The organism is Rhodococcus artemisiae (genome assembly GCF_036327795.1).
Lineage (GTDB): Bacteria > Actinomycetota > Actinomycetes > Mycobacteriales > Mycobacteriaceae > Rhodococcus > Rhodococcus artemisiae.
The window spans coordinates 198,663-212,319 of sequence record NZ_JAUTXY010000008.1 but is presented as its reverse complement, the minus strand read 5'-3'; the positions used below and the strand labels follow the sequence as shown (position 1 = coordinate 212,319).

13 protein-coding genes are annotated in these 13,657 nt (G+C 66.3%); 5 read left to right on the top strand and 8 right to left on the bottom strand.

All coding sequences use genetic code 11. The annotated features are described in order from the left end of the window. The first annotated feature begins 4 nt into the window (after positions 1-4). From Q7514_RS18495 to Q7514_RS18485, 3 genes are read left to right on the top strand one after another with little or no spacing between them, the layout of a single operon-like run. Positions 5-964 (top strand): ABC transporter permease, encoded by a 960-nt coding sequence (locus tag Q7514_RS18495; protein WP_330134714.1) that lies wholly within the window; start codon positions 5-7, stop codon positions 962-964. Next, positions 961-1,827: an ABC transporter permease gene (locus tag Q7514_RS18490; protein WP_330134713.1), complete on the top strand. Its 867-nt coding sequence runs from the start codon at positions 961-963 to the stop codon at positions 1,825-1,827. The genes Q7514_RS18495 and Q7514_RS18490 overlap by 4 nt, the downstream gene beginning before the upstream one ends. A gap of 32 nt (positions 1,828-1,859) precedes the next feature. Next, positions 1,860-3,482, top strand: a complete 1,623-nt coding sequence (locus Q7514_RS18485; protein ID WP_330134712.1) for an ABC transporter ATP-binding protein — start codon at positions 1,860-1,862, stop codon at positions 3,480-3,482. Between the two features lie 106 nt (positions 3,483-3,588). Here Q7514_RS18485 and Q7514_RS18480 read toward each other — a convergent pair whose 3' ends face one another. Genes Q7514_RS18480 through mftA form a run of 7 tightly spaced genes read right to left on the bottom strand, consistent with a single transcriptional unit; the run spans position 3,589 to position 11,278 of the window. After that, positions 3,589-5,556, bottom strand: a complete 1,968-nt coding sequence (locus tag Q7514_RS18480) for a mycofactocin system FadH/OYE family oxidoreductase 2 (RefSeq protein ID WP_330134711.1) — start codon at positions 5,554-5,556, stop codon at positions 3,589-3,591. 3 nt (positions 5,557-5,559) lie between these two features. Beyond that, the gene (locus Q7514_RS18475) at positions 5,560-6,372 is read right to left on the bottom strand and encodes a mycofactocin-coupled SDR family oxidoreductase (protein WP_330134710.1); all 813 of its coding nucleotides are present in this window, start codon (positions 6,370-6,372) and stop codon (positions 5,560-5,562) included. A gap of 51 nt (positions 6,373-6,423) precedes the next feature. Next, positions 6,424-8,343, bottom strand: a complete 1,920-nt coding sequence (locus Q7514_RS18470; protein ID WP_330134709.1) for a mycofactocin system FadH/OYE family oxidoreductase 1 — start codon at positions 8,341-8,343, stop codon at positions 6,424-6,426. A gap of 23 nt (positions 8,344-8,366) precedes the next feature. Continuing rightward, positions 8,367-9,575: a pre-mycofactocin synthase MftD gene (mftD, locus tag Q7514_RS18465; protein ID WP_330134708.1), complete on the bottom strand. Its 1,209-nt coding sequence runs from the start codon at positions 9,573-9,575 to the stop codon at positions 8,367-8,369. A gap of 21 nt (positions 9,576-9,596) precedes the next feature. After that, positions 9,597-10,841 (bottom strand): mycofactocin radical SAM maturase, encoded by a 1,245-nt coding sequence (gene mftC, locus Q7514_RS18460; RefSeq protein ID WP_247274948.1) that lies wholly within the window; start codon positions 10,839-10,841, stop codon positions 9,597-9,599. Positions 10,842-10,866: 25 nt separating this feature from the next. Next, the gene (mftB, locus tag Q7514_RS18455; protein WP_408016128.1) at positions 10,867-11,181 is read right to left on the bottom strand and encodes a mycofactocin biosynthesis chaperone MftB; all 315 of its coding nucleotides are present in this window, start codon (positions 11,179-11,181) and stop codon (positions 10,867-10,869) included. A gap of 1 nt (position 11,182) precedes the next feature. Beyond that, a complete protein-coding gene (gene mftA / locus Q7514_RS18450) occupies positions 11,183-11,278 on the bottom strand; it encodes a mycofactocin precursor MftA (RefSeq protein WP_330134707.1) in 96 nt (31 codons plus the stop codon). A 125-nt stretch (positions 11,279-11,403) separates the two neighbouring features. On the opposite strand from mftA, the gene mftR reads away from it, so the two are divergent. Together mftR and mftM are read left to right on the top strand one after the other, a co-directional pair. Beyond that, positions 11,404-12,048, top strand: coding sequence for a mycofactocin system transcriptional regulator (gene mftR / locus Q7514_RS18445; RefSeq protein WP_330134706.1), 645 nt, complete (start codon positions 11,404-11,406; stop codon positions 12,046-12,048). Continuing rightward, positions 12,045-12,854 carry a mycofactocin oligosaccharide methyltransferase MftM gene (mftM, locus tag Q7514_RS18440; protein WP_330134705.1) on the top strand — a complete coding sequence of 270 codons (810 nt, stop codon included), beginning with the start codon at positions 12,045-12,047 and terminating at the stop codon, positions 12,852-12,854. The genes mftR and mftM overlap by 4 nt, the downstream gene beginning before the upstream one ends. Here the strand turns inward: mftM and Q7514_RS18435 are convergent. Then, positions 12,803-13,621 (bottom strand): NAD(P)H-dependent oxidoreductase, encoded by an 819-nt coding sequence (locus tag Q7514_RS18435; protein WP_330134704.1) that lies wholly within the window; start codon positions 13,619-13,621, stop codon positions 12,803-12,805. The two genes, mftM and Q7514_RS18435, sit on opposite strands and share 52 nt — an antisense overlap. Between the last annotated feature and the right edge of the window lie 36 nt (positions 13,622-13,657).

Genomic DNA, 13,657 nt, shown 5'->3' with positions numbered 1-13,657 from the left:
GAATATGCTGAACTACGCTCTGCGACGGATTCCCTCCGCGCTCATCGTCCTCGCCGTCGGATCCGTTCTGATCTTCGCGCTGCTCCGCCTGGTCCCCGGCGATCCCGCCATGGTCCTCGCGGGACCGGACGCACCCCCGGAAGCGATCGACGCCCTGCGCGCCGAACTCGGACTCACCGGATCTCCCATTGCACAGTATTTCTCGTGGATATCCGGGATCATCACGTTCGATCCGGGCAGGTCACTGATCCTCGGCGGTGAGATCAGTTCGCTCCTGCTCGATGCACTCGGGAACACCCTCGTTCTTGCGCTGTCGGCCCTGGTCCTCGCTGTTGCCGTGGCACTGACTCTGAGCACCGTGTCGGTGATCGTGGACCGCAAGTGGCTGAACAGCGTCGTGACCACTTTCGGCACTGTCGCCGTCGCCATTCCGAACTTCGTCACCGGTGCGGCCTTGGTGGTTCTCTTCGGTGTCGTGTGGGCCGTCCTGCCGGCAGGGGGCACACCCCGCAGGGGATTTCTCGACGACATCGGCATCTCGGCGCAGTACCTGGTCCTGCCCGCAGTGTGCCTGGCGTTGCCGATCGCGGCCTCTCTGACGCGATTCCTCACCGAATCGCTGCGCACCCAACTCGAGGAGCCCTACGTCACGACAGCACGGGCTCTGGGCATCTCCCGGCGTCGGATCGTGCTCACACAGGCCCTCCCGAACGCTCTTCCTGCATCGATCACCGTCCTCGGCATCCAGATCGGCCACCTGCTCGGAGGTGCCGTACTCGTGGAAGCGATCTTCGCGTGGCCTGGGCTCGGCCATCTCATCGAGCGCGCCATCTCGAGCCGAGACTATCCGGTGGTGCAGGTGATGCTGCTGTTCTCGGTGGCACTGTTCGTGATCATCCAGTTGGTCACCGACCTGATCAATGCAGCACTCGACCCACGAATCCGGTTGGGAGACAAGGCATGAGCACTACGACTGTCACCACTGAACCACTCTCCCCGGTCGGCGCGGACCGCGCCGGCGCCTGGAGCGCACTTCGCCGCGGCCGCGGACTCGCCGGTCTGATCCTGGTCGGGATCGTGGTCCTCGCCGGAGTGCTCGCGCCGTGGCTTTCCCCGTTCGCCCCCGACCAGCAGATCCCCGGTGCCACCCTCCAGCCGCCGGGCGGCGAACATCTCCTCGGTACGGACTCCGTCGGCCGCGACGTCCTCTCCCGCACCCTGTACGGCATCCGCATCGACCTGCTAGTCGTGTTCCTGGCAGTTCCGGTGGGCGCAGCGCTCGGTTCGCTGCTCGGTCTGGCCGCAACCCGGTACGACCGGCTCGACACGCTCGTCCAGCGCGCGTTCGATCTGATCCTCGCGTTCCCGACCATCGTGCTGGCCATCGCTCTGGCGATGGTGATCGGCCCGGGTGTATGGACGATCGCCACGGTGATCGTGCTCGCCGAGATCCCGGTGTTCGGACGACTGATGCGGACATCGGTCCTCACGGTGCGCCAGGCACCGTACGTCGAGGCAGCACGATCCGTCGGCGCCGATGAGGGATGGATCATGCGCCGGCACATCCTCCCGAATTGCCTCGAACCACTCACGGTGCAGCTCGCGCTCGCGATGTCTGTCGGAGTGTTCATCGAAGGTGCAATGAGCTTCCTCGGCCTCGGGATCACGCCGCCCACACCGTCCCTGGGCTCGCTCATCAAGGAGGGCACCCAGAACGCCTATCACTCACCGTTGTTCGTCGTAGGTCCGCTGGTCGTGGTGGTCGTTCTCGTCCTCGGCCTGCTCCTGATCTCGCAAGCACTGGCCGCCCGTTCGCGTCGCCGCTGACACCGGCCGCACTCACTAGCAAGGACCTTCCCGTGACCACACCACTGCTCACCGTCTCCGGCCTCACCATCGACTTCGGAACCGGGCATCCCGCCGTCGACAATGTCTCGCTCCAGATCGAGCGCGGCGAGGTCGTGGCGCTGGTCGGCGAATCCGGATCAGGCAAGTCCATGACCGCGCGGGCGATCCTCGGTCTGCTTCCCGAGAGTGCATCCGCGACAGGTTCGATCCTCCTCGCCGGCACCGAGATCATCGGCGCCGACGACAAGGACCTCGAACAACGTCGCGGGTCCGACGTCGCACTGATCTTCCAGGAACCGCAGAGCGCGTTGAATCCCGTGCGCCGCATCGGCTGGCAGTTACGCGAAGCCATCCGTGCACACCGGAAGGTCTCGAACTCCGAGGCGAGGGCACTCGCGATCTCGCTTCTCGAACAGGTCGAGATCCCCGAGCCCGCCGAGCGGGTCGACCACTTTCCCCATCAGCTCTCCGGCGGGCAGAAACAGCGTGTCGCGATTGCGCTCGCACTGGCGAACGATCCCGATCTGCTCGTCGCCGACGAGCCCACGACCGCACTCGATGTCACTGTCCAGGCGGAGATCCTCGCACTGCTCGGTCGCATTCGTGAGCGCACAGGCATGGGCATCCTGCTCATCACCCACAATATGGGCGTCGTCGCCCAGCACGCCGATCGTGTGGTGGTCCTGCGCAACGGGAACGTCGTCGAGACCGACACGGCGCACTCGCTCTTCGATGCGCCCGAGCACCCGTACACCAGGGCACTGCTCGCCGCTGTACCCCGGTTGCCCGAGCACGCGAGCACCACTGTTGCCGAGAAGCCCGCCGGGGACGTCGTCCTCGATCTCGCCAAGGTGGGCGTCACCTATCCTGCGCGGCGCGGCACCGCGGCGTTCCGCGCTGTCGACTCCGTCGACCTGACCGTGCACGCCGGCGAAGTGGTCGGCCTCGTCGGCGAATCCGGTTCCGGCAAGTCCACTCTCGGTCGCGTCGCGATCGGTCTCGTGCAGGCGACATCCGGGCGGGTGTCCGTCGAGGGCCAGGACCTGGCCTCCATCTCCGCCACTCGGCTCCGCACCCTACGTCGCGATGTGGCGTTCGTGCAGCAGGATCCCGCTACCTCACTCGATCCGCGGCTTTCCGTCGGAGCCAGTGTCCGGGAGCCCCTGGACGTGCATTCCGTGGGTACCCCGGCAGAACGACGGAAGCGTGTTCTCGATCTGTTCGACGCGGTGCGCCTGCCTGCGGCCCTCACCGGCCGTTTCCCACATCAGCTCTCCGGCGGACAGCGGCAGCGTGTCGCGCTGGCCCGAGCGCTGGCTCTGACGCCGCGACTGCTCATCGCGGACGAACCCACCAGCGCCCTCGATGTCTCGGTGCAAGCCGAGGTGCTCGACCTGTTCGCCGAGATCCAGCGCGAACTCGGGTTCGCGTGCTTGTTCATCAGTCACGACCTGGCTGTGGTACACCAGGTCGCCGACCGCGTCGTGGTGCTGCAGTCGGGGGCGGTCGTCGAGACCGGTCCGGTCGATGCGGTCTTCACTTCACCGCGCGAGCCGTACACCCGAGCGCTCATCGACGCGGTGCCCGTCCCGGATCCGGCGCTACGTCGGCACCACGCTGCACTGTCTGTCTGACGGCACTGTCTGTCTGACGTTTTCTCCACGGCACGACTGTTGGGGTCAGAAATGACAGTAGGTGTCGCATATTTCGATACACAAACCGACATTCGCGACACCTACGTCAGACTCCCAACTCCAGTGCCGCACGGTCGCCTTCGAGGATCGCGGCGTGGGCGCGGCGCGGGGCCACGGCATCGCCCACTCGCGACACACAGATCCCGCTCTCCGACAGAGCTGTCCACAGTTCGTCGACCGGCGCTTGGTGCGTCGCGACGACCACTCCGTCGACCGTGAGCACCCGAGTCTTCCCGGTGGGGTGATGGACCAGCGACACATGGAGACTGTTGTCGCGGACCACCAGCCCCGCGACCGCCACGTCGGGCACCATCCCGATGCCCTTCTCGTGTGCGCGACGCAGCCAGCCGTCCATGTCGAGAGTGAGGCCGAGGTCCTGGCCGACGATCATTCCGGGGGTACACACCGTCACGTCGCAGCCGCGGTCGGCGAGTAGCTCGGCGACCGACGTCGCCTCGTGGAATCCGAGATCGTCGACGACGAGTATCCGGCCGGACGGCTCCGCGCGACCCTCGAGCACGTCGCGCACATCGACGACCCGCTGCGATTCACCTGCCCATGCGGGACGGAGTGGGCGCGCGCCCGTCGCGACGATCACCGCGTCGGGTCGCAGTTCCTCGACAACCGCGATAACGACGTCGATACCGGTCCGGATCTCGACACCGGCCCGCAGGCATTCCGCTTCGAGGCTCGTCACCATCGAGAGGAGTTCAGCGCGGTGGGGTGCCGTTGCTGCACCTCGAACCTGGCCTCCCAGCGATGCCTCCCGCTCGCACAGGGTGACGACGTGTCCCCGATGTGCAGCCGTCGCCGCAGCCTGTAGACCGGCCGGTCCGCCGCCCACCACGAGCACTCTGCGGCCCGGCGACCGCACCTCGGGCAACAGCACCGACTCCCGGCCCGCGCGCGGATTCACGGTGCAACCGATCCACCGGCCGAGACCGACGCGGCCGATGCATTCCTGGTTGCACCCGATACACGGGCGCACCTCGTCGTCGAGGCCCGAAAGAACCTTGCCCGCGAACTCCGGATCGGCGATCTGGGCTCGCACGGCGCCGACGAGATCACACACACCGTCGGACAGGGCTGCTCGAACCTGGTCCGGTCTCGTGAACCGCCCGACACCCACCACCGGCAGGGACACCGCGGCGCGGATCGTGCTGGGCACGAACAGGGAATAGCCATGCGGGGTCGACATCGGCGCCTCGATGAGGTGCAGAGTTTCGGTCGCGACACCCACCGAGGTGTTGAGGTAGTCGATGTGACCGGTGGTCTCGAGCATCCGGGCAACCTGCACCGCGTCGTCGACGTCGATACCGCCGTCGGTGCCGTCGTATCCGCTCAGCCGCACCCCGACCACATGGTCCGGCCCGATCTCGGCCCGGACACGAGCTACCACCTCGAGCAGCAACCGTGCACGTCCGTGCAGATCGCCGCCGTATAGGTCGGTGCGCGGATTGGTACCGGACGCCAGGAAAGCACGCAGGATCGAGGCCTGCGAACATTGGATCTCGACGCCGTCGAATCCGCCGTCGATGCATCGACGCGCGACGTCGGAGTATCCGTCGACGAGTTCGGCGATCTCGGGTTCACCGATCGCCATCGGCACTTCCCGGAACAACGGGTCCGGATCCGTTCCCGGCGACCACAGCGGACGTCCGGTGTACATCGAGCTACCTTGTGCGCCGTTGTGATTGAGCTGCGCGAGGATTCGGGTTCCGTGTCGATGCACGGTGTCGGTGAGTCGCCGATATCCGGGAAGCACCGCCGGATCCCACCCGCGGATCAGTTTTTCGTACGGCCGATCGGAGGGGTGCACGGTGTGTTCCTCGGTGATGATCATGGCCGCACCGCCGCGTGCACGCGCCTCGTAGTACGCGATGTGCTGCTCGGTGATCGTGCCGCCGGACGAGAAGTTGGTGAGGTGGGCGGGAAAGATCATTCGGTTGCGCAACGTGAACGGGCCGATCCGCAGGGTTTTCTGCGGATCGGCTCCGCCCACGTCGCGCGACACCGGTCAGACCTTCGAATTGCCCTGGTCGAGCGCCATCTGGCTTCCGGTGATGGTCTTCGCGCGGTCGCTTGCGAGGAAGAGCACCGAGTCGGAGATGTCGTCGGGATCGGCGATGGGCTTCTCGGTGAGGATCGGGACGAAGTTCGGACCCCACGACGGGTACTTCTCGAACAGCTTCAGGACGGCGACGTCGGTACCCATGGGAGTGTTCACACCGTACGGGTGGATGGAGTTCACGCGGATGTTGAACTCGCCGAGTTCTTTGGCTGCAGCCTGCGTGAGTCCGACGAGGCCGAATTTTGCTGCTGCATAGTTGATCTGACCAGGCATCGCCTTGAGTCCCGCGACCGAGCTGACGACGATGACGGAACCGCCGTTGCCCGCCTCGATCATCGCGGGTGCCGCAGCCTTGAGGGTCTTGAACACGCCCGTGAGGTTGATGTCGATGAGCTCTTCGAACTGGTCGTCGGGCATTTCCCAGAATCGGTTCCACGTGCAGATACCAGCATTGGCCACCACCACGTCGAGCCTGCCGAACTGCGCCACGCCCTCGTCGACGACGGCCTTCAATGCGGCGCTGTCGCGGACGTCTCCGATTCGGGCCACGATCTTGCCGCCGGCTTCCTCGACCGACCGGACCGTCTGCTGGAAGTCGTCCTCCGTCGCCTGCTCGTAGGTGGCGTACTCCGTGACCGGTTTCGCGACGTCGATTCCGATGATCGATGCGCCTTCGCGCGCGAACCGCAGGGCATGGTTTCGGCCCTGTCCACGCGCGATGCCGGTGATGAAGACGACCTTTCCGTCGAATTCGCCCATTGCAGCCGTTCCCTTCGATAGTCGAGTAGAACTTGTTTCAGTTTCTTGAGGTTACAGCGTGCACCCCAGGTCGTACCCTTCCTCGACCGCTGATCGGACAGTTCTCGGTGCACTACAGTCGCCGATACGAGTCATCCCCGGCCGAGCCCCCGGGGAACCAGGACGCAGCGGTGTGCAGTCGACGAGCATCGCGCCCTCCACCATGGTCGATCCGCTCGCGTGGCGGTGCTCGAGGTGAACACCGTCACCATCGACCGCACACATCGTGACGTCGAGGTGCCGGGTGATCCCGGCCCGCGCGAACCGAGCATTTGCCGCAACGAGATCGCCGGTGGGTGCCAACCGGGACCCGGCGATCGGGTCGACGGTCGCGTAGTGCACCTCCGCTCCGAGCTCCGCGAGGCGTTCGGCCACCGCGACGGCGATCGGGCCACCGGCCGGGTCCCACACGACCACCCGGCCCGAGATTCGGCCGAACTTCGTCAGCGCCTCGGCTGCCGTGAGGTACCGGCCTTCACCTGTGACGGGAAATACCGGCGGGCGGGATTCACCACCGGTGGCCAGCACCACGACGACGCCCTGTGCAACTGCCGATTCGATGTCGGTCTCGACGGTCTCGGCGCCGGTCCGAATCTCGACACCGAGGGCACGACACCGACTCTCGAGCCAGCTGGTGAGCGCAGCGAAGTCGGCGCGCCCTTGCCCGACCGAGATCAGGTGCGGCAGGCCCCCGACATGGTCGTCCCGTTCGGTCACCACGACGCGGTGCCCACGTTCGGCGAGCACGCGCGCAGCCTCGAGTCCCGCCGGTCCCCCACCGACGACCATCACGTCGCGGACGGCCCTTGCGGGCCGAACCGGCGGTCGTACCTCTCGACCTGCTTCGGCGTTCCCGATGCATCCGACGGTAGGGTTGCGAAAATCCCGGACGAGACACGCCTGGTTGCAGCGCACACACGGTCTCGGCTGTCGCCCATCCCGGATCGCTCGCACGAGATCGGGATCAGCGATCTGAGCGCGCGTCATCTCGACCATGTCACAGATCCCGCCGAGAGCGCGTGCCGCACGAACAGGGTCGACGACACTGCCCTGGAGGACCACCGGCACGGCGCCGTCGACGGCATGGCGTATCCCGCTACACAGGTCGCCATTGAATGCCTCGGGAGTGTGTGCGTCGGGCCGGTAGGTCTCGGGCGTGTACAGGCCACCTCGCACGACGGTGAGCAGGTCGAGGTGCGGGGCGAGGTCGCGGGCCCACATGGCCGCAGCATCCGGGGTGACACCTGCCCAGGGAGCGTTCTCGTCACACGAGAGGCGCAGTGCCACTATTCGTTTCGTTCCGAGTTCGTCGCGAACTGCGGTCAGCACCTCGCGCAACAGGAGCAGTCTGTCCGCACCGTATTCATCCTCGCGATGGTTGGTGAGCCCGGACAGGAACTGGCGCAGCAGCGCGGTCGCTCCCGCATCGAGTTCCACACCGTCGGCATCCGCCACGACGGCGATCGCCGCGGCACGCCGAAATCCCTCGATCACGGCATCGATGTCGGCGCCGGTCATCTCGGCGGGAAGTTCGCGGGTCGACGGATCCGGTACCCGCGACGGCGACCGGAGCGCCGACTGCGACCAGGCACTCGACCCTTGCAGGCCACAATGTCCGAGGCCGGCGAGGACGAGAGATCCGTGAGGCCTGCACGCGGCGACGATCCGCGCCCATCCGTCACCGTTGGTCTCGGCAAGGGGTGCGCGTTCGTAAGGGTGGTCGAGCCGGTGGACCGACGCGACCTCGGTGACGACGATCCCGGCGCCGCCACGTGCCCGCCGCTCGTAGTAGGCCACGTGACGGCGCGAGAACGACCTTCCCTCACCGAGATTCGTCTCGTGGGGACCGAAGATCACCCTCGCCGGAGCGGTGCGTCCGGCGAGGGTGATCGGATCGGTGAGCCTGGTCGGAACGTCGGAGCCGGCGCTCATCTGTCTCGGGCCGAGGCGGGTCGTCAGATTCCGAGGTCCCGGCGGAAACCGTCGGGGACGAACACGTCGTCCGGGGTGAGCTCGTGGATGGAGTTCTTCCCGAGACCCATCAGGGCGGAACCGATTCCGCCGCTGAGGATGTCGAGGACGTTCTCCACACCCGCTTGGCCGTTCGCGGCGAGACCCCACAGGTAGGCGCGTCCGATGAGGACCCCCTTGGCTCCCAGCGCGAGCGCCTTGACGACGTCGCTACCGCGGCGGATGCCGCCGTCGAGCAGCACCTCGACGTCCTTGCCCACCGCCTCGGCGATGGCCGGCAGCGCACGGATCGGCGCCGGGGTGCCATCGAGGTTGTTGCCACCGTGGTTGGACACCGAGATCGCGGTGACTCCGGCGTCGACGGCACGTTTGGCGTCGTCGACACGCATGACGCCCTTGAGCACGAACGGGCCGTCGCCCCACTGCTCGCGCAGCCACGCGACGTCTTCCCACGTGGGCAGCGGGGTGGTCATCCATTCGCCGTAGGCACCGAAGAACGTCGGAGCCCGCCCACCCGGGGGCGTGAGGTTCGGGGTGGTCAGGTCGGGAACAGCACCCGTCTTGGCCCATTCGAGCAACCACTTGGGGCGGGTGATGCCCTCGGGGCCGAACTTGACCATCGCGTCGAAGTTCATCTTCTCGGGGATTGCCGGGCTACCCCAGTCGCGACCGTTGGAGAACGACCAGTCCAGGGTCATGATCAGACCCTTGGCGCCTGCTGCGCGCGCACGTTCCATTCGCTGGACGAGTACCTCGCGACTGCCCACCCAGTACATCTGGAAGAAGGTCTTGTCGTTGACGGCCGCGACCTCCTCGATGGATTTGCTCGCGAACGAGCTCAGTCCCATCGCGACGCCTCGGGCAGCGGCGGCACGCGCCACCGCGACCTCGCCGTCGGGGTGCACGGCCTGCACACCCGTCGGCGAGATCATCACGGGCAGCGACACGTCCTGCCCCAGGAAATGGGTGTTCATCTCACGCTTGTCCGAGAGCCCGGCAACATGCGGAGCGAATCCGAGTTCGCGGAACGCAGCCGTGTTGTCGTCCACCGTGAGACCGGCTTCCGACCCGGCGACCAGCGCGCCGTAGACGGACTTGGGCAGTCGCTTGCGGGCGCGTTCCTGCGCGATCGCGACCGTTTCGAACCAGGGGTCCTGCGCCCACGGGTTCTTCAGCCAGGAGGGCTTGGCCATCTGAAGTGGTCTCCTCGGGAGTTACAGGCCTGCGAGCGGATTTTCGTCGCAGAACTTGGCGGGGGGTTTGGTGAGCAAGGTCAGAGGTACCGGCGCCGCCGGAGTGCGACGCTCGGCACGCTTACCGGTGCGCGAGTGGTCGACACTCGACTGAGGTACGGTGCGCTCCCCTTCGAGGGCCGACTGTCCGTATCCCTGAACACATTCCGGGTCCGGTCCGTCCATCGGCAGACCGGTGAAGAACTTCGCGGCCATGCAGCCGCCACGGCACGAATCGTAGAAGTTGCACGACGCACACGCACCGGCCGACTGAGGCTCTCGCAGTGATCGGAACAGCTCGGAGGTCTTCCACACCTGCGAGAAACCACCGTCGGTGAGAATGTTGCCGGCGAGGAAGTTGTCGTGGATCGCGAACGGGCAGGCGTAGACGTCGCCGATCGGGTCGATCAGGCACACGACGCGGCCCGCACCGCACAGGTTCAGGCCGGGCAGCCCACCTCCACCGTCGGAGCCTCCGAAGGCGGACAGGTGGAAGAACGAGTCGCCGGTCAGCACACCTTCGCCGTGCGCGACGAGCCAGTCGTAGAGCTGCCGCTGCTGCTCGTGAGTGGGATGCAGATCGTCCCATACGTCCACGGCACGCCCGGACGGTCGCAGGCGCGTGATGCGCAGCGTCGCGCCGTACTGGTCGGCGAGGGCCTTGAACTCGTCGAGCTGGTCGACATTCTGGCGGGTGACCACCACGGAGATCTTGGCATCGCGGAATCCGGCCTCGGACAGATTCTCCAGTGCCCGCACGGCCATCGCGAACGAACCGGGACCGCGCACAGCATCGTTGACCTCGGCGGTCGCGCCATCGAGGGAGATCTGCACGTCGACGTAGTCGGAGGCGGCGAGGCGTGCGGCGACCTTCTTGTCGATGCGCACGCCGTTGGTCGAGAACTTCACTCCGACCTGGTGCTCGGTGGCGTAGTCGACGAGCTCCCAGAAGTCGGAGCGCACCGTCGGTTCGCCACCGCCGATGTTGACGTAGAACACCTGCATGCGCTGGAGCTCATCGATGATCGACTTGCACTGTTCTGTGCTCAGCTCGCGCGGGTCGCGCTTACCGGACGACGACAGGCAGTGCACGCACGACAGGTTGCAGGCGTAGGTCAGTTCCCAGGTCAGGCAGATCGGGGCGTCGAGGCCCTTCTCGAACTGGTCGACGAGGCGACCCACCTTCGGTGGAGCAGCGGTAACGGGCGGTTCGAGCAGAGACGTCATGGCGGATCCTTGCTGGGTCGGAACGTCAGGCGGGAACGATCATGTGCGAAGCGGCCAGCGTGCCGAGGGCACGCACATAGGGCCGCTCGGCGCTTTCGTCGATCCCGTGGGCGCGCAACGCCTCTCGCACCGATTCATGGTCGTCGAGCGACTTGACGACGTCGACGATGACGGTGTTCTTCAGGAACGACAATTTGCGGGTGCCGAAGTGGTAGAGCAACGCCCCGAAGGGTTCGGGGCGAAGCGCTACCTGCGGATGGAGCCGCCAGGTGGCACCCGGATCGAACGTTTCGGTATCCATCTTTTCGGGGGACACGTCGGTGGCTCCGGGCGCGGTCATGTCAGTACACGCCGCACATACCGTCGATGGACACCTCTTCGACGAGGGATTCCTCGATCAGGCCGGACTCGATCACCGCGTTGTCACGATCGGACATGCTTCCTCCTCGGGTTGGTTCACGCTCCAGGGCTGGAGCCGGTGTCACACGACACTTGCGCTGTGACCCGGTTCACCACTGTAATGGCATCGGGTGCAGAATGTCACGCAAGGAGGGCAACAACGATGCGAAGCCGGCGAAAACCGTCCGCTCGGGTAGGGCGACGCCCGTCCACCACGAAGGAGGGCCTGTCCGCGATCGGTATCGAGCTGTTCCAGAGGGCCGGCTTCGACGAGACCAGCGTCGACGACATCGCCGAGGAGGCCGGTATCGCGCGGCGTACCTTTTTCCGGTACTTCCCCTCGAAGAACGCTCTGGCCTGGGGTGATTTCGATGCGCACCTCGATCACATGCGGAATCTCCTCGCAGCGATCCCCGACGATGTCCCGCTGACCGAAGCACTCACCACCGCGATACTCGACTTCAACACCTTCCCGGACTCGGAGGCCGATCGCCATCGTGCACGGATGAGCCTGATCCTGCGCACGCCGGCGCTCCAGGGGTACTCGTCGGTGATGTACGAAGGGTGGCGACGCGTCGTTGCCGAGTTCACCGCGCGGCGCACCGGCGCGTCCCCGGACGACCACATGCCGCGCACATGCGGGTACCTGCTCCTCGGTGTGGCACTCGCCGCGTACGAGGAGTGGCTCGACAATCCCGCGGCGAATCTCCGAGAGCTTCTCGCAACCGGAATGCAGCCCCTCACAGCAGGACTCGACTACAGTGGTCTCACCGTCGCTCCACACTCCACCGAGGTTGGCCTGCCATGACCGTGCTCGATTCCCTCGCCCCGTGCCCTCCCGGACGCTGGTCTCATGACCACGTGACGGTCGAGCACGTTCCGTCCGGCGGTCTCACCCTGCGTCGCGGCGACGACCGGTTGCACGTGACGCACTCACTCACCGCCGACCAGCTCAGCGAACGGCTCGTTGCCGCAGTCACCGCGTCGGTGCAGGACGCCGCATTCGGGCAGGAGGAGTTCGAACTGACCATGGTGGGGCTCGTCCGCTCCACGGTTACCGGCGCACTCGACGCGTGGGCTACCTACTACCGCAATTCTCTGGGCGAGCTCCTCGACGGCACGGCAGATTTCGCCCCGATCCACGACAAGGCCGAAGAGCTCGTCCGGGGCCACGTGCTCGACCTCGGGTCGTGCTTCGGTTTCCTCCCGCTCCGCCTTGCCCGCGCCGGTGCTCGCGTCACGGCCACCGACATCCTGCCCGGCACCATGCGCCTGCTCGACGCCGTCGCGCCCGAGCTCGGCATCGAACTCGACACGATCGTGTGCGACGCCGCGAACGTGCCTGTCCCCGACAACAGCTCCGACACCGTCACCGCCATCCACCTGCTCGAACACGTCGACGACGAGATAGGCGATGCCGTGCTGCGCGAGGCCCTGCGGGTCGCACGAGAGCGCGTCGTGGTTGCCGTGCCGTTCGAGGACGAGGCCACCGCGTGCCATGGGCACATCCGGACGTTCGATCTCACTGCGCTCGAGGCGCTGGGTCGCGGCACGGGCCTGCCCTACGAGGCGTTCGAGCACCACGGCGGCTGGCTGGTGCTCGACGCCCGCTGACGCACATGGCTGTCCGGACCGCCTTCACCGGCAGGGATGTGCGGCAACAACACGTGATCGGCGTCGTAGTCACCGGAGCGTAGCGACCGGAAATCGATTGCCGGTTCGGCATCGAGCTTGCCGAGCCGGGCGTGCAACCGCTTCTCCTCCACGTCGAAACCCTGCGCGTCGATGAAGTTCGCACTCGCGATCAGATGCGGTCGCAGCACCCGCATTCCGGTGTAGAAGCCGGTGCCGTGGAGCAGCGGCCACAGGACGTGATCGATGGAACCGCTGATTCCTCTCGGCCCCAGCGCCGACTCCCGGTCACCCGCGGTCACCACGACGAGGAGCGTCTTGCCCGCGAGGCCGCCGTCCCCGTACTTGACGACATGTCCGTGCTCGTCGTGCACTCCGAACGCGAACCCGTTGGTGAACACGCGGTCGAACCAGCCTTTGAGTATCGCGGGCATGCCGTACCACCACAGCGGGAACTGCACGACGATGTACCGTGCCGCCCGCACGGCGTCCTGTTCACGACGAATGTCGGCAGCGAGCCCTCCCGTCGCGGTGGCATGCTTCTGCTGCGCCGACAAGGTGTCGCCCACCGGACCGACGAAATCCGCGCCGGAGAGCACCGGATTCCAGTTCTGCGCATAGAGATCCGAAATCGACACATCATGGCCGACGCACCGCAGTCGATCCGTACCGGACCGGAACAGCGCATGATTCAACGAGGTTCGATCGGGATGCGCGTGCACCCACAGCACGCTTTCGTTCGACGTCATACTCCCATACTCTGATGCTGCAGCTCTATTGTGAAG

Excerpts from the sequence above, each read along its gene's own strand:
- mftD (WP_330134708.1), bottom strand. The coding sequence starts at position 9,575 with ATGGCCAAGCCCTCCTGGCTGAAGAACCCGTGGGCGCAGGACCCCTGG.
- mftM (WP_330134705.1), top strand. The coding sequence starts at position 12,045 with ATGACCGTGCTCGATTCCCTCGCCCCGTGCCCTCCCGGACGCTGGTCT.
- mftB (WP_408016128.1), bottom strand. The coding sequence starts at position 11,181 with ATGACCGCGCCCGGAGCCACCGACGTGTCCCCCGAAAAGATGGATACC.
- mftA (WP_330134707.1), bottom strand. The coding sequence starts at position 11,278 with ATGTCCGATCGTGACAACGCGGTGATCGAGTCCGGCCTGATCGAGGAA.
- Q7514_RS18495 (WP_330134714.1), top strand. The coding sequence starts at position 5 with ATGCTGAACTACGCTCTGCGACGGATTCCCTCCGCGCTCATCGTCCTC.
- mftC (WP_247274948.1), bottom strand. The coding sequence starts at position 10,841 with ATGACGTCTCTGCTCGAACCGCCCGTTACCGCTGCTCCACCGAAGGTG.
- Q7514_RS18475 (WP_330134710.1), bottom strand. The coding sequence starts at position 6,372 with ATGGGCGAATTCGACGGAAAGGTCGTCTTCATCACCGGCATCGCGCGT.
- Q7514_RS18490 (WP_330134713.1), top strand. The coding sequence starts at position 961 with ATGAGCACTACGACTGTCACCACTGAACCACTCTCCCCGGTCGGCGCG.
- Q7514_RS18435 (WP_330134704.1), bottom strand. The coding sequence starts at position 13,621 with ATGACGTCGAACGAAAGCGTGCTGTGGGTGCACGCGCATCCCGATCGA.
- mftR (WP_330134706.1), top strand. The coding sequence starts at position 11,404 with ATGCGAAGCCGGCGAAAACCGTCCGCTCGGGTAGGGCGACGCCCGTCC.
- Q7514_RS18470 (WP_330134709.1), bottom strand. The coding sequence starts at position 8,343 with ATGAGCGCCGGCTCCGACGTTCCGACCAGGCTCACCGATCCGATCACC.